This window comes from Bradyrhizobium sp. th-b2 (assembly GCF_000426785.1).
Classification (GTDB): Bacteria; Pseudomonadota; Alphaproteobacteria; order Rhizobiales; family Xanthobacteraceae; genus Bradyrhizobium; species Bradyrhizobium septentrionale.
Genome location: NZ_KE384570.1, coordinates 53,546 through 70,383 on the forward strand (window position 1 = coordinate 53,546; position 16,838 = coordinate 70,383).

A 16,838-nucleotide genomic window follows, 5' to 3' on the forward strand; every position below is an offset into this window, starting at 1 on the left:
CTACGTTTATTTGTCTCGAATCGGGGCACTGTCGCCGATGCCGATTAACGCACTCTTAAACGTTGCAAACCCGCTTTCATTCCGCCGCCGCCGACATCTTTCCGACTGAACTAAGGTTTCGAACAAGATGACCTCGCGCTCCAAATCTGCTCCGAACAAGTCTGCTCTCAGCAAGGCAGCCCTCCGCAAGGAATCCGCGTTGCGCAAGACGGTCGCGCAACGCAAGCCGGCCGCAACCGGACCGGCGGCGAAAAAGCCGGCCGGCAAGACCGGAAAGCTTCCGGAATGGAATCTGGCAGATCTCTACTCCGGTATCGACGCGCCAGAAGTCGCCCGCGACCTGCAGAAAATGGATGCAGATTGCGTCGCGTTTGAGACCGATTACAAGGGCAAGCTTGCCGAAAATACCGCCAAAGAAGGCGGCGGGAGGTGGCTCGCCGAGGCGGTCAGGCGCTACGAGGCGATCGACGATCTGGCTGGCCGTCTTGGCTCCTATGCCGGCCTCGTCCATGCCGGCGACAGCGTCGATCCCGCGATTTCGAAATTCTATGGCGATGTGTCCGAGCGGCTGACGGCGGCGTCGGTGCATCTCTTGTTCTTCGCGCTCGAGCTCAATCGCGTTGACGATGACGTGATCGAGCGCGCGATGGCCGAACCCGCGCTCGGTCATTACCGGCCGTGGATCGAGGATCTGCGCAAGGACAAGCCGTACCAGCTCGAGGATCGCGTCGAGCAGCTGTTCCACGAAAAGGCGCAGAGCGGCTACGCCGCCTGGAACCGGCTGTTCGACCAGACCATCTCCGGCCTGCGCTTCAAGGTCTCGGGCAAGGAGCTCGCGATCGAGCCGACGCTGAACCTGTTGCAGGACAAGGCAGGGGACAAGCGCAAGTCCGCCGCGCAGGCGCTCGCCAAGACCTTCAAGGACAATGAGCGCACCTTCGCGCTGATCACCAACACGCTCGCCAAGGACAAGGAAATCTCCGACCGCTGGCGCGGCTTCCAGGATGTTGCGGACTCCCGCCATCTCAACAACCGCGTCGAGCGCGAGGTGGTCGATGCGCTGGTCGCCTCGGTGCGCGCGGCCTATCCGAAACTGTCGCACCGCTATTACGCGTTGAAGGCCGGCTGGTTCAAAAAGAAGAAGCTGCCGCATTGGGACCGCAACGCGCCGCTGCCGTTTGCCGCGACCGGCACCATCGCCTGGCCCGAGGCGCGCAACATGGTGCTGTCGGCCTATAACGGCTTCTCGCCCCGGATGGCCGAGATCGCGGAGCGCTTCTTCGCCGATCGCTGGATCGATGCGCCGGTCCGTCCCGGCAAGGCGCCCGGCGCGTTCTCGCATCCGACCACGCCGTCGGCGCATCCCTATGTGCTGATGAATTATCAGGGCAAGCCGCGCGACGTGATGACGCTGGCGCATGAGCTCGGCCATGGCGTCCATCAGGTGCTGGCGGCGAAGAACGGCGCGCTGATGGCGCCGACGCCGCTGACGCTGGCGGAAACCGCGAGCGTGTTCGGCGAGATGCTGACCTTCAGGCGGCTGTTGTCCCAGACCAAAAACGCAAAGCAGCGCCAGGCGCTGCTCGCGGGCAAGGTCGAGGACATGATCAACACCGTGGTGCGGCAGATCGCGTTCTATTCATTCGAGCGCGCGGTGCATACCGAGCGCAAGAACGGCGAGCTGACCGCCGAGCGGATCGGCCAGATCTGGCTCAGTGTGCAGGGCGCGAGCCTCGGGCCGGCGATCGAGATCAAGCCGGGCTACGAGACGTTCTGGATGTACATCCCGCATTTCATCCACTCGCCGTTCTACGTCTACGCCTACGCGTTCGGCGATTGCCTGGTGAATTCGCTCTACGCGGTCTACGAGCACGCGTCCGACGGTTTCGCCGAGCGCTATCTCGACATGCTCGCGGCCGGCGGCACCAAGCACTACTCGGAGCTGCTGAGGCCGTTCGGGCTCGACGCCAAGGACCCCAAATTCTGGGACGGCGGCCTGTCCGTCATCGCCGGCATGATCGACGAGCTGGAGGCGATGGGCTGAGGCCAAACGGCCTTCCGCCGCGCGGTTGGCCGTGCTGGTTTTCGGGCAGGGTCATTCGGCGTTTTTGCGCCTGACGGCATGATCCTTCCATGACGCCCGCGTTTGGGAGATCAATCCTGCCCCCGCGGCGGCCGCTGGCCGTCGCTTGACCGTCCGGGTCGGGGACGATTTGCGCTTCAAATCACCCGATCGGGACCGCGCCGTTGCCCTGCCAACCCGTTTGCGGTAATGGCTCGCAGAACGCGAATTTCTGACTGGGGACAGCGATGGCAGACCATAGCGAAGTGGCCTACACGACGGCCGACGGCAACGACTACGTGGCGCATGAGCAGACCTATGAGGGGTTTCTCATCCTGGTCAAATACGGCAGCATCACCGTCGCCATCATTCTCGCCCTGATGGCGTATTTCCTGGTCTGAACCCTGATCGGCTACCGGCATCGCCGTCCCGCGGCGATGCCAGAATTCCTGATCGAACCCGGATGTAAAAACCGGGTATCCAATCTGGCGAAAATAACGCTAGTTTGAAGACGCGTGCGCGGCTCGCGCCGCCGGAGGGCCCATGAAGATTGCCGTTGCCAAGGAAATTGATCCGTCCGAGCCGCGGGTTGCGGTCTCGCCTGACACCATCAAGAAGTTCAAGGCGATCGGCGCCGAGGTCGCGGTCGAGCCGGGCGCGGGCATCAAGTCCGGCTTGCCCGATTCGGAGTTCACCGCGGTTGGCGCCACCGTTAGCGCCGACGCGCTCAAGGACGCCGACATCATCATCAAGGTGAAGCGGCCCGAGGCCTCCGAACTGTCGAAATACAGGCGCGGTGCGCTGGTCATCGCGATCATGGATCCCTACGGCAATGATGCCGCGCTGAAGGCGATGGCCGATGCCGGCATTGCCGCCTTCGCGATGGAATTGATGCCGCGCATCACCCGCGCCCAGGTGATGGACGTCTTGTCCTCGCAGGCCAACCTGGCGGGCTACCGGGCGGTGATCGAGGGCGCCGAAGCCTTCGGCCGTGCCTTCCCGATGATGATGACCGCCGCCGGCACCATTCCGGCCGCGAAAGTGTTCGTGATGGGTGTCGGCGTTGCCGGCCTGCAGGCGATCGCGACCGCGCGGCGGCTCGGTGCCGTCGTCACCGCGACCGACGTGCGCCCCGCCACCAAGGAGCAGGTCGAATCGCTTGGCGCCAAATTCCTCGCCGTCGAGGACGAGGAGTTCAAGAACGCGCAGACCGCCGGCGGCTACGCCAAGGAAATGTCCAAGGAATATCAGGCCAAGCAGGCCGCGCTGACCGCCGAGCACATCAAGAAGCAGGACATCGTCATCACCACCGCGCTGATCCCGGGCCGTCCGGCGCCGAAGCTGGTCACGGGCGAGATGGTGAAATCGATGAAGCCCGGCTCGGTGCTGGTCGATCTCGCGGTCGAGCGCGGCGGCAATGTCGAGGGCGCCAGGCCCGGCGAGGTCGTCGAGACGGATGGCATCAAGATCGTCGGCTACACCAACGTCGCCGGCCGCGTCGCCGCTTCGGCCTCGAGCCTGTATGCGCGCAATCTGTTCTCGTTCATCGAGACGATGGTCGACAAGGCCAACAAGGCGCTCGCGGTCAACTGGGACGACGAGCTGGTGAAGGCCACCGCGCTGACCAAAGACGGCGCCGTCATCCATCCCAACTTCCAGCCGAAGTAAGGAGAGAAGCCATGGAGCATCTCGCGCAGGCCGTCGATCCGTTCGTGTTCCGGCTGTCGATTTTCGTTCTCGCCGTGTTCGTCGGCTATTTCGTGGTGTGGTCGGTGACCCCTGCGCTGCATACGCCGCTGATGAGCGTGACCAATGCGATCTCGTCGGTGATCGTGGTCGGTGCGCTGCTCGCGGTCGGCGTCGGCATGGTCTCGAGCGGCTCGGGCTGGGCCCGCGGCTTCGGCTTCGTGGCGCTGATCTTCGCCTGCGTGAACATCTTCGGCGGCTTCCTTGTCACCCAGCGCATGCTGGCGATGTACAAGAAGAAAGCAAAGTGAGCGGCGTGCACCTCGGGGTGACGAAGACAAAGGGGGACCTGAGATGAACGCCAATCTGGCTGCTGCTCTGTATCTCGTGGCGGGGGTGCTGTTCATCCTGTCGCTGCGCGGCCTGTCGAGCCCGGCGTCGTCGCGCCAGGGCAACATGTTCGGCATGATCGGCATGGCGATCGCCGTCGCCACCACGCTGGCCAGCCATCCGCCGGCCGACGGCGTGGCCTGGCTGCTGGTCATCGTCGCGATCGCGATCGGCGGCGGCATCGGCGCGGTGATCGCGCGCCGCGTGCCGATGACCTCGATGCCCGAGCTCGTCGCCGCGTTCCACTCGCTGGTCGGCATGGCCGCGGTGCTGGTCGCCGCCGGCGCGTTCTATGCGCCTGAAGCCTTCGACATCGGCACGCCCGGCAACATCCATCCGCAGAGCCTGGTCGAGATGTCGCTCGGCGTCGCGATCGGCGCGCTGACCTTCACCGGCTCGGTGATCGCGTTCCTCAAGCTCTCGGCCCGGATGAGCGGCGCGCCGATCATCCTGCCGTTCCGCCACGTCATCAACATCGTGCTGGCGCTGGCGCTGGTGTTCTTCATCGTCGGCCTCGTGCTGTCGGGCAGCGCGCTCGACTTCTGGCTGATCACCATCATCGCGCTGGCGCTCGGCGTGCTGATGATCATCCCGATCGGCGGCGCCGACATGCCGGTCGTGATCTCGATGCTGAACTCGTACTCCGGCTGGGCCGCGGCCGGCATCGGCTTCACGCTCGGCAACTCGGCGCTGATCATCACCGGCGCGCTGGTCGGCTCCTCCGGTGCGATCCTGTCCTACATCATGTGCCACGCGATGAACCGCTCGTTCATCTCGGTGATCCTCGGCGGCTTCGGCGGCGAGACCGCGGCGGCCGGCGGTGGCGGAGGAGAGCAGAAGCCCGCCAAGCTCGGCTCGGCTGACGATGCCGCCTTCATCATGAAGAACGCCTCCAAGGTCATCATCGTGCCCGGCTACGGCATGGCGGTGGCGCAGGCCCAGCACGCGCTGCGCGAGATGGGCGACATCCTGAAGAAGGAGGGCGTTGAGGTGAAATACGCTATTCACCCGGTGGCGGGGCGCATGCCCGGCCACATGAACGTGCTGCTGGCCGAGGCCAACGTGCCCTATGACGAGGTGTTCGAGCTCGAGGACATCAACTCGGAGTTCGCCCAGGCCGACATCGCCTTCGTGATCGGCGCCAACGACGTCACCAACCCGGCGGCGGAAGAGGACAAGACCTCGCCGATCTACGGCATGCCGGTGCTGCAGGTCTGGAAGGCCGGCACCGTGATGTTCATCAAGCGCTCGCTGGCGTCAGGCTATGCCGGCATCGACAACCCGCTGTTCTACCGCGACAACACCATGATGCTGCTCGGCGACGCCAAGAAGGTCACCGAGAACATCGTCAAGGCGATGTAGGGCGGCCCGCGATGGTCCTGAACCGGGAGTGGCATCGAACCCATCGTATGCCGCCCCGGGCCACGCGCGAGCAGCGCATCAAGTGGCATGTCGTGCATGCGGCGGCGTGTTCATGCCGGCCGGTGCCCGACAGCATCAAGGTGGACGTCGAGAAGCTGCGCAAGCGCCGTGGCAAGACATAGAAGCGGCCACCGGTGATGGCGCTCGCACTCGCAATCCTGAAATGGCTCGTGATCGCCGCGGTCGTCGTCTATCTCGGCGGGCTCGTGGTGCTGTTCGTCAAGCAGCGCGAATTGCTGTTTCCGATCCCGCCGGTCGGGCGCACTGCGCCGGCAGCCGCAGGGTTTCTCGAGGCGGAAGAGCATGTCCTGATCACGGCCGACGGCGAGAAGCTCATCGTCTGGCACGTGCCGGCGAAGCTGGGCCGGCCCGTGGTGCTGTTCTTTCACGGCAATGGCGATTTCCTTGCCGGCCGCGTGGCGCGCTTCAAGGCCATCACGGCCGACGGCACCGGGCTGGTGGCGCTGTCGTTTCGCGGCTACGCCGGGTCGAGCGGGTCACCGAGCGAGCAGGGGCTGCTGCAGGACGCCGAAGCGGCTTACGCGTTCACCACCGCGCGCTACCGCGCCGATCAGATCGTGGCCTGGGGATTCTCGCTCGGCACCGGCGTCGCGGTCGCGCTCGCCGCCGAACATCCGATCGGCAGACTGATCCTGGAGGCGCCCTACACGTCGACCGCCGACGTCGCCGGCGCGCACTTCTGGTATGTGCCGGTCAGCCTGTTGATGCGCGATCAATTTCACTCCGACCGGCGAATCACCGGCGTCACCGCGCCGCTCCTGATCATGCACGGCACCAGCGACCCAGTGATCCCGATCCGCTTCGGCGAGCGCCTGTTCGGTCTCGCCCGTGAGCCCAAGCAGTTCGTGCGTTTACCCGGGGGCGGGCACGACAATCTCGACGATTTCGGTGCGATGGAGACGGCGAGGCGGTTTATCGACGCGGCAAAAGGCTGACGACGGCGATCGTCTGTCGCATAATCGGGCCGGTCGAATTGAGGGGGCTGACGACATGAGCGCACACGCACCGATGCCACGGTCGTCCTGGCTGTATCCCGTTCTGGCGATGCTGTTGTTCGTCGCCGTCACGGCGTCGGGCTACGCCTTCGCGCCGTCCGCGGCTGGCTGGCTGTTCGCGGCCGTGCTGCTCGTGATCCTGTTCGGCACCGTGTTTGCGGCCGTCCACCACGCCGAGATGATTGCCGAGCGGATCGGCGAGCCGTTCGGCACGCTGCTGCTGACGCTTGCGGTGACGATCATCGAGGTGGCGCTGATCTCGACCATCATGCTGGGCGACACGCCGGCGCCGACGCTGGCGCGCGACACCGTGTTCGCGGTCGTGATGATCGTCTGCAACGGCCTGGTCGGGCTTTGCATCTTCATCGGCGGCTTGCGCTACCGCGAGCAGGATTTCCAGATTACCGGCGCCAACCTTTACCTCAGCGTGCTGTTCGTGCTCGCCACCATCACGCTGGATATGCCGAACTTCACGCTCACTGCGCCGGGACCGGTCTATTCCACGGCCCAGCTCGCCGTCATCAGCGTGGTGACCCTGCTGCTCTATGCGGTGTTCCTCTACACCCAGACCATTCGCCACCGCGACTATTTCGTCAGCGGCGCCAATGAGGCGGCGGCGCATGGCGAGGTGATGTCGGACCGCATGACGGCGATCAGCGTTGCCCTGCTGCTCGCTTCCCTGCTGGCGGTGGTGCTGCTGGCGAAGAAATTCTCGCTGGTGGTCGATGTCGTCACCGTCAAGATCGGGGCGCCGCCGGCCTTTGCCGGCCTGGTCGTGGCGGCGCTGATCCTGTTGCCGGAAAGCGTTGCCGCGGTGGCGGCGGCGCGCAAGAACGACCTGCAGAAGAGCATCAACCTCGCGCTCGGCTCGTCGATCGCCACCATCGGGCTCACCGTTCCCGCCGTGGCCGTTGCCGCCTATGCGCTCGACAAGCAGTTGGTGCTCGGGCTCAGCAACCAGCATATGCTGATCCTGCTGCTCACCTTCATGGTCAGCATGCTCACCTTCGGAACCGGCCGCACCAACATCCTGTTCGGGCTCGTTCACATGGTGGTGTTCGCCGTGTTCGTGTTCATGGTTTTCGTACCGTAGTGGAGAGAATGACGATGCTCAGCGCCAAATCGGATGTGCAGGTGGATACGGCGGAGGTCCGCGTGACCGAGTGGCGGCTCGCGCCGGGCAGCGCCACCGGCCACCACACCCATGAGATGGACTACGTCATCGTTCCGATTACGGCGGGCGAGATGACGATCGTGGCGCCGAACGGCGAGCGCTCCAAGGCGCAACTCGCCGCCGGCAAGTCCTATTTCCGCAAGGCCGGGGTCCAGCACGACGTGCTCAACGAGACGGCCAGCGAGATCGTGTTCCTCGAGGTCGAACTCAAGCCCTGACGCGGCGCCTTAACCCTGCGCGCGCCGAATGGCAGGCCCGAGCCTGCGGGGCTGTGGAAATTCATAACCCGTTAACGGCTGCACGATGATCTAGCAGGCGGATGCGGCCTGCGCAGGGGGCGCCTCCGGCTGAAACCAAGATGACACCAAAGGTGACGGCGGAACGGGGGTTTGCCACCGATCCGTCGCAGTTGATCCCTGAATGTGCCTCAAAGTTCCAGCATGAAATACCGGGGCGGGGAGTGGCAGGTCATGCTGAGTTACCTGAAGAAATTCGTGATGGACATCTTACCCTCGGTGGCAGCGACCATCATCGGGGCGTACATCGTTAATCACTACATCGTGGCCAGGCCGGAAGCGCCGGCGGCCGCAGCCGTGACCGCCGCCGTGGATCCCAAAGCCGATCCGAAGGCCGCCGCTAAGCCCGCCGAAAAGTCCACCGTGGTCAGCAGCCTTCCCGAAGCCGGCGTGAAGGCCAAGGGCATGTCCGAGCGCACGCTGATCGAGCGCTCCGCGTCCGAGAAGGCCACCGTCACCGAGAAGCCGGCCGACCCCAAATCTGCTGACCCCAAGGCTGCTGACGTAAAGCCTGATGCGCCGGCCGATACGGCCAGCATTCCCGCCGATACGCGCCATCATCCGGCGGCGCCGAAGGCGGTCGCGAAGGCTGCGCCCGCTGCCGCGCCGCAGCCTTCCGCTCCTGCGACGTCAGCCGCGCCGACCGAGGCCGCGGTCACGCCTGAGGAAAACCGCGACGCCAACGATCTTGCCCGCGCCGCCATCGAGCGGTTGCGCAAGGAGCGTCCGCAGGACGCTGCGCGCTCCCAGGATGCGGCGCGCCCCGATCTCGCCCGCCTGCCTGACCAGCAGCGTCCGGCCGCAGCGTCGGCGATCCGGCCGTTGCCGCCGCCGATCATGGTGTCGAACCCGTCCGGCGAGAATGGCGATCAATCCTCGCAGCCGCGTCCGCCCTACGCCGCCAGCGCCCAGGATTCCAACCGAGATTCGAACCGGCTGACGCCGCCGGCCGATATTCCGGTTCCGGTGCTGCAGGCCCCGCTCGACCTGCGTGCCGACGCCGCCATGCCGGCGTCCAAGAACGAGCGGACCAGTGAGCGCACCTCGGTGACCGACGACGTGTTCTCCGGCATGAAGTCGATGTTCCACGCCGTCTTGCCGAAGTAAGCCGAACTCGTCGAAGTAAGCCGAACAATTATCCGCCGGTGCGCGCCAGCCCGCTGCGGGCGGTCTCGTCCCTTGGCCGCAGCGCCAGCGCGCGATTATAGGACACCGCCGCCTTGGCCTTGTCGCCAAGACGCTCATAGGCCTGGCCGCGCGCGCTCCACGCCGCAACATTGTTGGGATCGGCCTGCACGGCCTCGTCGAGATCGGCGACGGCCTGCTTGGTCTTGTCGAGCGCGAGATAGCTGGTGGCGCGGCTGACCAGAGGCTCGGCCTTCTGCGGCGACAGCCCGCTGGCCGCCGTGAAATCGTCGATCGCCTGCTGATGTTGCCCGCGGCCCTGATAGATCAGGCCACGGCCGTACAGAGCCTGGATGTTGTAGGGATCGGTCGTCAGCGCTTGCTCAAATTCCGCCTGCGCCTCGTCGAGCTTGCCGGAATGCGCCAGCACCTGGCCGCGCGTGGCGTGATCCTTGGCGCTGTTGATGTCCTGCGGCGTGATCGTGTCGGCAGCCGGCTTGTCGGCGGTGGCAGCCGGTTTCGGCTTGTCGTTCGAGCCCCATGATCCGAGATCGAAGGAGCAGCCTCCGAGCGGCAGGCCGAGAGCCACTGCAACGATGATGAGTTGCGATGCGCGACGGCGGTGCGCAGTCCCTGGATGTACTGGTCCTGGGGGAAGGGGGCGGAGCGCCGAAGCAGCCATTATGCAAAATGCTCCTGCCGGTAATTTTGCATTGGTACCCCGGAACGAGGCTCGCTTCAAAACGACAACGCGGGCCCGGGGCCCGCGCTGTTAGACTTCCATATCTGCAAAACGGTTCAGCGAGGGCCGCGACCAGCGCCCGGACCACCAGGACGGCCACCGCGATCGCCACCCGGACCAGCGCCAAACACCGGCTTCGGCTTCATCGGCAGCAGGCCTTCGCGCTGCAGCTTCTTGCGCGCCAGCTTGCGTGCACGGCGCACGGCTTCGGCCTTTTCGCGAGCCTTCTTCTCAGAGGGCTTTTCGTAGTGACCGCGGAGCTTCATCTCGCGGAAAATGCCCTCGCGCTGCATCTTCTTCTTCAGCGCCTTGAGAGCTTGGTCGACATTGTTATCGCGGACGAGAACCTGCACGCGGCATCCTCTTTTGAATTGATCGGTTCGGAATTCTGGCGAGGTGAAGGGGCGGCAAAAGGCCTGCCTCTTAACCCTAGGCGCGCGCATGTATCAGACAAACGCGCAGATGTCCACCGGTCGAGTGACTTTCGGGCCTAGTAAAGCCACGAAATGGGGCGAAAATGCCTTTGTGCGGCCCTGATTTGGGTGATTTGGCGCCGGGATGGGGGCCGTTCCCGGAGTTTTGAGAACTTCGGACATTGGAAATAGGGGAGATGCCACATGGCGATGAAGAAATACGCGGCCGAGGCCATCGGTACGTTCTGGCTCACATTTGCCGGCTGCGGCAGCGCGGTGATCGCGGCCGGCTTTCCGCAGGTCGGCATCGGCCTGGTCGGCGTGTCACTGGCGTTCGGGCTCAGCGTGGTGACCATGGCCTATGCGATCGGCCATATCTCGGGCTGTCACCTCAACCCGGCCGTCACGGTCGGGCTGGCTGCGGGCGGGCGTTTTCCGGGCGGCCAGGTGCTGCCCTACATCGTCGCGCAGGTCGTGGGTGCCATCATCGCGGCCTGGCTGCTCTATGTGATCGCCAGCGGCGCGCCCGGCTTCGACGTCAGCAAGGGCTTCGCCTCCAATGGCTATGACGCGCATTCACCCGGCCAGTACAGCATGGTGGTCTGCTTCATCACCGAAGTGGTGATGACCATGATGTTCCTGTTCATCATCATGGGATCGACCCATGGCAAGGCGCCTGCCGGCTTCGCGCCGCTCGCGATCGGCCTTGCGCTGGTGATGATCCATCTGGTCAGCATTCCCGTCACCAACACCTCGGTGAACCCGGCGCGCAGCACCGGGCCGGCACTTTTCGTCGGCGGCTGGGCGGTGGCGCAGCTCTGGATGTTCTGGGTCGCACCGCTGATCGGCGGTGCCTTGGGCGGCGTGATCTATCGCTGGCTCAGCGACGAGCCGACCGGTGTCGTCGCCGGCGTGAAGACCTGACCGGCAAAACGGGATCGTGGCTGCCACGATCCCGTTTCCATCGGTCTGTCGCGAATGCCGCTGCGAAGCGTGGCGGATCAAGGCTTGCGGGGCGGCGTCACTTCGGTGACGTGCCCCATCTTGCGGCCGGGGCGCGGCGTGCCCTTGCCATAGAGATGCACGGTAGCGCCGGGGACGGTGAGCCACTGCTCGTAGCTCAGGATATCGTCGCCGATCAGGTTGGTCATGGTGGCCTCGCCATGGCGCACCGGCTTGCCGAGCGGCCAGCCGGCGATCGCGCGGATGTGCTGCTCGAACTGTGAGATCGAGGCGCCGTCGAGCGTCCAGTGGCCGGAATTGTGCACGCGTGGCGCGATCTCGTTGACTAGCACCGTCGCCGCGCCATTGCCGGGCACGACAAACATCTCCACTGCAAGCACGCCGACATAGTCGAGCGCCGTGGCGATCTTTTCGGCGATCGCCCGCGCCTGCGCAGCTAGCTCCTCGGGGATTGCAGCGGGCGCGCGGGAAATCTTCAGGATGTGGTCGCGATGCTCGTTCTCGGTGACGTCGAAGCACTCGACCTCGCCGGACGCGGAGCGGGCCGCGATCACCGAGATCTCGCGCTCGAACGGCACGAAGGCCTCGAGGATCGCCGACTTGGTGCCGAGGTCCTGCCAGACCTGTTCGAGGTCGTCGCTGGCGCGGATGATCGCCTGGCCCTTGCCGTCATAGCCGAAGCGGCGGGTCTTGATGACAGCCGGCAGGCCGATCCGTTCGATCGCCGTGCGCAGCGAGGCGACCGAGGAGACGTCGGCATAATCAGCAGTGCCGATGCCGAGCCTGCTGACGAAATCCTTCTCGATCAGCCGGTCCTGCGTGGTCTCGAGGATCTTCTGCGCCGGCAGCACCGGGCGTCGCGCGGCGAGCACCATGGCAGTCGCGGCCGGGACGTTCTCGAACTCATAAGTGACGACGTCGACGTCGTTGGCGAACAGTTCGAGAGCCTCGACGTCGGCATATTCCGCGCAGGTCGCGTTCTGCACCACGTCGAACGCGGGCGAGTCCGGGTCCGGCGAAAACACCTGGCAGCGGAGCCCGAGGCGCGCTGCGGCCATCGCCAGCATCCGGCCCAATTGTCCGCCGCCGAGGATTCCAATGGTGTCGCCCGGCTTCAGCTTCACTGTATCAGAAGCCGTCACGCCGTGCCCTCCGGATGGTCCTTGACCGCGTCGGTCTGCTGCTGTCGCCAGGCCGCAAGCCGGCCGGCCAGGGCAGCATCGTTGAGCGCGAGCACGCTGGCCGCGAGCAAGGCGGCATTGATCGCGCCGGCCTTGCCGATCGCGAGAGTTCCGACCGGGATCCCGGCCGGCATCTGCACGATCGAATAGAGCGAATCGACGCCGGACAGCGCCTTCGACTCAACGGGAACCCCGAACACCGGCAGCTCCGTCAGCGCGGCCGCCATGCCCGGCAGATGGGCTGCGCCGCCGGCGCCGGCGATGATCACCTTGTGGCCGGCAGCCTTGGCGCCCTTGGCGAAGGCATAGAGCCTATCGGGGGTGCGGTGGGCCGAAACAATGCGCGTTTCGCAGGCAATACCGAGCGCAGCCAGCGTGTCGGCGGCGTGGCGCATGGTCTCCCAGTCGGACTGACTTCCCATGATGATGGCGATCGGAGCGGTCATCTCTTCAATTCTGTGCAGGAATCCAAAAGCATAGGCCGATTATAGGGGCGGCCCGGGCGTCATCCAAGGCGTGGCAAGGGAGTTAGAATGGACTATCCTGTCTTGGTGAATCCCGGCAAGCCTTCATAAGCAGGCCTCAACAAGGATGCGCATGAAGAAGAAGACGACGGCGGCCGCCTCGGGGGCATCGAAACGACGCAAAGGCACGACGGCCGCGCGCAAATCCGGGCCGGGCAAGGCTGGACGTAAGCAGGCTGGAAGCAAAAAGGCTGGAACCAAACGGGCTGGAACCGAAGCGTCCACGCGCGGGGCGGTGGCATCCGGCGACAAATCGACGATCCGCCGGCTGCGGGCACAGCTGGCGCGGGCCCAGGCCCGGATCGAGGAGCTGCAGGCGTCGTCCGAGACCGACTTCCTGCTCGACATCCTGAACCGGCGCGGCTTCGAGCGCGAGCTCGCCCGTTCGCTCTCCTTCATCAAGCGCTATCACGCCTCCGGCGCGCTGATCGTGCTCGACGTCGACCGTCTCAAGCCGATCAATGACAGCTTCGGGCATGCGGCGGGCGACAAGGTGCTGAAGGCGATCGTTGCCGCGATATCGGATCAGGTGCGCGCGTCCGACGTGGTCGGCCGCCTTGGCGGCGACGAGTTTGCCGTGCTGCTGTGGAATCTCAGCGAGACCGATGCGAGGGCCAAAGCCGCGGCGCTGGAGGAGGCGATCGACCGCCTGACCTTCATGTTCCGTGGCAGCCACGTTTCGGCAGGCGCCTCCGCAGGCGTCGCGATCCTCACCGCACATTCGGATGTCGAGCGCGTCCTCGATGAGGCGGACCGGGCGATGTATGTGCGCAAGGCGCAGCGGCGCCACGAATCCTAGACTTCGCTCGAAAACGCCAGGGATTAGAGCGCGCTCAGATCCTTCGGCACGTTGCCGTAGGCGCGCAACAGCTTGGCGTCGCCGAATTCGCCGATCGCAGGATCGCCGGTGCGGCTGAATGCGACCGCGCCGATGCTGCCGGGCATTCGCGACATCGTCTCCGCACGGCGTAGCGCGATCGCCGAGCTCTGGCACTCTTCAGCATTGCCGGCGACCGGCGTGCCGTCGTCGTCCTGCATGAAGGGCAACGCCACGTAGTAGGTGACATCGGTCATCGCTGGTGCTCCGGATGTTAAGCGGCGTCGCTCGCCGCCTGGCTCTGCGCCGGAACGCAGCCGGCGGTGACCGCGGCCTGCAACTCCTCGAGCTCGGCTTCCAGATATTCATTGGCCATGATCAGCGCCTTGATGGTGCTGCGCAGGTTGCCGTCGCACATCGCGATAGCCTGATCGCAGGCCTTCTCGTAGTGGCTGTGCTCGGGCTGGGAACGCGGTGCGGACATGGCGAAACTCCCTCTCATGGCTGGCGGCTGAACCAATATGTTCCTATTTTGTTCTGACAGAGTCAAGCGTGCTTCCGCCTTCGCGAGTGATCGCCCGCAACGGCCCGGACAGCCGCTTTCCTAATCGCTTCTTAACGATGTAGACTTCATATGCACGATAGCGTGCACACCGCCCGCACAGTTCGGAAGCACGGCGTATGGACGACTTAGAGCAACGCTGCGAGTCCTGCGATCTCACGAGGCGCTGGATCGGCGCCGAGATGCTGAACAGCGACTACGAGGCGATGGCCCTGCAGTGCCCGGGGTGCAAGTCGATCCTGCGGCTCGTGGTGCCACGGCCGAAGCGACCGCGAAGCGGTCTATCCTGATCTAGCCTCATTCCCCGCCGGTGCCACGAATGTGAAGCCGGCACGCGAACTGTGGATGACGGGGAAAACTGCCGTCTGATTTTGAATCGGGGCCGCCGAACCGCGCGCTGCGCGCATCAGGCGATGATGTCGGGCGTGATCTGGTCTTCGATGAAGGCGATGCGATCGCGCAATTGCAGCTTCCGCTTCTTCAAGCGTTGCAGCATCAGGAGATCCGGCGCCGGCGACTGATGCAGCGCGTCGATCGCGGCATCGAGGTCGCGGTGCTCTTGTTGCAGACGCGCGAGCTCGGCGTGGAGTTCGCGCTCATCCTGATCGTTCATGGTTGTGTATTAACTGATAAGCACGATGAGATTGTTGCGGCCGAAGCAGCCGCTTGCTGGAATATCCTCCTTGGGCGCGCGCCGCGCAAGCCGGTCCGGTTCCATAGTCACGATTGGTTACAGATAAACCGAAACACGTGCGTGTGGCATTTCGCTTTCCCCGTCGACAGCGCCGTCCACTTGTGTAAACTCGGGAGTCCGGATCGAACCTGAGGTTTAACGCACCGAGGAGAGTTCGCAATGGCAATACAGGCCCATCTCGTTGAGCTGGAGCGTAAGCACAAAATACTCGAAAACGAACTGCACGAAGCGCTCGTGCACCCCTCAGTCGACGACCTGCATATTTGCGAGCTGAAGCGCCGCAAGTTGATGGTCAAGGATCAAATCGAGCGGTTGAAGAGTTCCGCGGACGATACGGTCCACTAGTTCCCCCACCAACATCAACCAAGCTTATCTGCCGCCGGATGGACGCTTGAGTGCGACCATCCCCCGGCAGGCTATGCTGCATGCGCTCAGAGCTCGGCCAGGTCGCCAACATGGTCGGCGACCGCGAGCGATGACGTCAGTCCGGGCGATTCAATCCCGAACAGGTTGATCAGGCCAGCGACGCCGTGGTCGGCCGGCCCCTGGATCAGGAAATCCTGGGTCGCCACCGCGGGCGGGACGATCTTGGGCCGGATTCCGGAATAGCTCGGCATCAGCGCGCCATCCGGCAGCGTCGGCCAGTATTTCCGGATCGCCGGATAAAACCGCTCGGCCCGCGCCGGATCGACGGCGTAGTCGATGTGATCGATCCATTCGACGTCAGGGCCGAACCTTGCCTGTCCGGCCATGTCGAGCGTCAGGTGCACGCCGAGCCCGCCGGGCTCCGGCACCGGATAGATCAGCCGCGAGAATGGCGCCCGGGCGCTGCAGCTGAAGTAATTGCCCTTCGCCAAATAAGCCGTTGGAATCAATTCGATCGGCATGCCCTCGACACCGCGGGCGACCGCCGTGGCGCCGAGGCCGGCGGCATTGACCAGGAGGTCGCAGGCGAGCGTCATCGGCGCCGCGCCGCCGGTCTCGATCTCGAACCCGTTGGCGGTGGCCCGGGCGTGCAGCAGCGGCGTGTGGAACGCGAATGCCGCGCCGGCGGCCTCGGCGTCGCCGCGCAGCGCCAGCATATAGGCATGGCTGTCGATGATCCCGGTCGAGGGCGACAACAGCGCGGCGTCGCAATTCAGCGCCGGCTCCAGCGCACGCGCGGCCTCGCCTGACAACAGCTGCATGTCGTCGACGCCGTTGGCCTCGGCATGCGAGCGGATCGACTGCAGCTTCTCGGTCTCCGCAGCTGTGGTGGCGACGATCAGCTTGCCGCAATTCTTGTGCGGGACGCCGTGCTCGGCGCAGTAGCGATAAAGCGCCCGCTTGCCGCTGACGCACATCCGCGCCATCAGGCTGCCGGCGCGGTAGTAGATGCCGGCGTGGATCACCTCGCTGTTTCGCGACGAGGTCACGGTGCCGATCGCCTCGGCCTCGTCGATCACAATCACTTCGCGGCCGGCCTGTGCCAGCCGGCGCGCCACGGCGAGGCCGATCACCCCCGCTCCGACGATCACGCAATCAACCCTGTCCATCTCGTCCTTCAGGTCCGAATATTTCCGCGCATTGCGGGCTTGCCGCCCCGCGCCAGCATCGTTCAGCCGATCCGGCGCGTTTGAGCAAGTGCTTGGGCCATCTCGAATAGTTGGGGAGCCATGCCTTGTTAGTGGAGCATTAATCATGTCAGGGCAATTGCCGTATATTAAGTCGCATTTTCCGGTTGCATCCCTACGCGTTTACCCGATCCAAACTGCCGGAGCCGAACACTCGC

At 64.9% G+C, this 16,838-nt stretch carries 21 protein-coding genes; 13 read left to right on the forward strand and 8 right to left on the reverse strand.

Going from position 1 to position 16,838, the window contains the following annotated elements:
* Positions 1–127: 127 nt before the first annotated feature.
* From K359_RS0149540 to K359_RS0149585, 10 genes are all read left to right on the forward strand, one after another.
* On the forward strand, positions 128–2,044 hold the full coding sequence (locus K359_RS0149540) for a M3 family oligoendopeptidase (RefSeq protein ID WP_029085507.1): 1,917 nt from the start codon (positions 128–130) through the stop codon (positions 2,042–2,044).
* A gap of 266 nt (positions 2,045–2,310) precedes the next feature.
* Positions 2,311–2,463 carry an aa3-type cytochrome c oxidase subunit IV gene (locus K359_RS0149545; protein WP_029085508.1) on the forward strand — a complete coding sequence of 51 codons (153 nt, stop codon included), beginning with the start codon at positions 2,311–2,313 and terminating at the stop codon, positions 2,461–2,463.
* Positions 2,464–2,605: 142 nt separating this feature from the next.
* Entirely contained in the window at positions 2,606–3,730 is a 1,125-nt protein-coding gene (locus tag K359_RS0149550; RefSeq protein ID WP_029085509.1) for a Re/Si-specific NAD(P)(+) transhydrogenase subunit alpha, read from the forward strand.
* Between the two features lie 11 nt (positions 3,731–3,741).
* The gene (locus tag K359_RS0149555; RefSeq protein WP_016841609.1) at positions 3,742–4,059 is read left to right on the forward strand and encodes a proton-translocating transhydrogenase family protein; all 318 of its coding nucleotides are present in this window, start codon (positions 3,742–3,744) and stop codon (positions 4,057–4,059) included.
* A gap of 43 nt (positions 4,060–4,102) precedes the next feature.
* Positions 4,103–5,500: an NAD(P)(+) transhydrogenase (Re/Si-specific) subunit beta gene (locus K359_RS0149560; RefSeq protein ID WP_029085510.1), complete on the forward strand. Its 1,398-nt coding sequence runs from the start codon at positions 4,103–4,105 to the stop codon at positions 5,498–5,500.
* A gap of 11 nt (positions 5,501–5,511) precedes the next feature.
* Positions 5,512–5,682 carry a hypothetical protein gene (locus K359_RS63985; RefSeq protein WP_165127648.1) on the forward strand — a complete coding sequence of 57 codons (171 nt, stop codon included), beginning with the start codon at positions 5,512–5,514 and terminating at the stop codon, positions 5,680–5,682.
* A gap of 15 nt (positions 5,683–5,697) precedes the next feature.
* Positions 5,698–6,516 (forward strand): alpha/beta hydrolase, encoded by an 819-nt coding sequence (locus tag K359_RS0149570; RefSeq protein WP_029085511.1) that lies wholly within the window; start codon positions 5,698–5,700, stop codon positions 6,514–6,516.
* Between the two features lie 55 nt (positions 6,517–6,571).
* Complete coding sequence (locus K359_RS0149575; protein ID WP_029085512.1) at positions 6,572–7,669, forward strand: calcium:proton antiporter; 1,098 nt, start codon at positions 6,572–6,574, stop codon at positions 7,667–7,669.
* Between the two features lie 14 nt (positions 7,670–7,683).
* On the forward strand, positions 7,684–7,968 hold the full coding sequence (locus K359_RS0149580; RefSeq protein WP_029085513.1) for a cupin domain-containing protein: 285 nt from the start codon (positions 7,684–7,686) through the stop codon (positions 7,966–7,968).
* A gap of 252 nt (positions 7,969–8,220) precedes the next feature.
* Complete coding sequence (locus K359_RS0149585) at positions 8,221–9,153, forward strand: hypothetical protein (protein WP_029085514.1); 933 nt, start codon at positions 8,221–8,223, stop codon at positions 9,151–9,153.
* 28 nt (positions 9,154–9,181) lie between these two features.
* Here K359_RS0149585 and K359_RS0149590 read toward each other — a convergent pair whose 3' ends face one another.
* Positions 9,182–9,760, reverse strand: coding sequence for a tetratricopeptide repeat protein (locus K359_RS0149590; RefSeq protein WP_245284982.1), 579 nt, complete (start codon positions 9,758–9,760; stop codon positions 9,182–9,184).
* A gap of 209 nt (positions 9,761–9,969) precedes the next feature.
* Positions 9,970–10,266: a 30S ribosomal protein S21 gene (gene rpsU, locus K359_RS0149595; protein ID WP_029085516.1), complete on the reverse strand. Its 297-nt coding sequence runs from the start codon at positions 10,264–10,266 to the stop codon at positions 9,970–9,972.
* Positions 10,267–10,530: 264 nt separating this feature from the next.
* On the opposite strand from rpsU, the gene aqpZ reads away from it, so the two are divergent.
* Positions 10,531–11,250, forward strand: a complete 720-nt coding sequence (gene aqpZ / locus K359_RS0149600; RefSeq protein WP_029085517.1) for an aquaporin Z — start codon at positions 10,531–10,533, stop codon at positions 11,248–11,250.
* 77 nt (positions 11,251–11,327) lie between these two features.
* Here the strand turns inward: aqpZ and K359_RS0149605 are convergent, their stop codons facing one another.
* Entirely contained in the window at positions 11,328–12,431 is a 1,104-nt protein-coding gene (locus K359_RS0149605; RefSeq protein WP_029085518.1) for a 5-(carboxyamino)imidazole ribonucleotide synthase, read from the reverse strand.
* Positions 12,428–12,916 carry a 5-(carboxyamino)imidazole ribonucleotide mutase gene (purE, locus tag K359_RS0149610; RefSeq protein WP_029085519.1) on the reverse strand — a complete coding sequence of 163 codons (489 nt, stop codon included), beginning with the start codon at positions 12,914–12,916 and terminating at the stop codon, positions 12,428–12,430. The genes K359_RS0149605 and purE overlap by 4 nt, the downstream gene beginning before the upstream one ends.
* 145 nt (positions 12,917–13,061) lie before the next feature.
* Here purE and K359_RS0149615 point away from each other — a divergent pair, with 145 nt between their 5' ends.
* Positions 13,062–13,793: a GGDEF domain-containing protein gene (locus K359_RS0149615; protein WP_029085520.1), complete on the forward strand. Its 732-nt coding sequence runs from the start codon at positions 13,062–13,064 to the stop codon at positions 13,791–13,793.
* A 23-nt stretch (positions 13,794–13,816) separates the two neighbouring features.
* Here K359_RS0149615 and K359_RS0149620 read toward each other — a convergent pair whose 3' ends face one another.
* From K359_RS0149620 to K359_RS0149635, 3 genes are all read right to left on the reverse strand, one after another.
* Positions 13,817–14,068 (reverse strand): hypothetical protein, encoded by a 252-nt coding sequence (locus tag K359_RS0149620; protein WP_029085521.1) that lies wholly within the window; start codon positions 14,066–14,068, stop codon positions 13,817–13,819.
* Between the two features lie 17 nt (positions 14,069–14,085).
* Positions 14,086–14,295 (reverse strand): hypothetical protein, encoded by a 210-nt coding sequence (locus tag K359_RS0149625; RefSeq protein WP_029085522.1) that lies wholly within the window; start codon positions 14,293–14,295, stop codon positions 14,086–14,088.
* A 484-nt stretch (positions 14,296–14,779) separates the two neighbouring features.
* On the reverse strand, positions 14,780–14,986 hold the full coding sequence (locus tag K359_RS0149635; protein WP_029085523.1) for a YdcH family protein: 207 nt from the start codon (positions 14,984–14,986) through the stop codon (positions 14,780–14,782).
* Positions 14,987–15,226: 240 nt separating this feature from the next.
* Between K359_RS0149635 and K359_RS0149645 the strand changes: the two genes are divergently transcribed.
* Complete coding sequence (locus tag K359_RS0149645) at positions 15,227–15,412, forward strand: YdcH family protein (RefSeq protein WP_029085524.1); 186 nt, start codon at positions 15,227–15,229, stop codon at positions 15,410–15,412.
* Positions 15,413–15,498: 86 nt separating this feature from the next.
* Here the strand turns inward: K359_RS0149645 and K359_RS0149650 are convergent, their stop codons facing one another.
* Complete coding sequence (locus K359_RS0149650; protein WP_371261274.1) at positions 15,499–16,668, reverse strand: NAD(P)/FAD-dependent oxidoreductase; 1,170 nt, start codon at positions 16,666–16,668, stop codon at positions 15,499–15,501.
* Between the last annotated feature and the right edge of the window lie 170 nt (positions 16,669–16,838).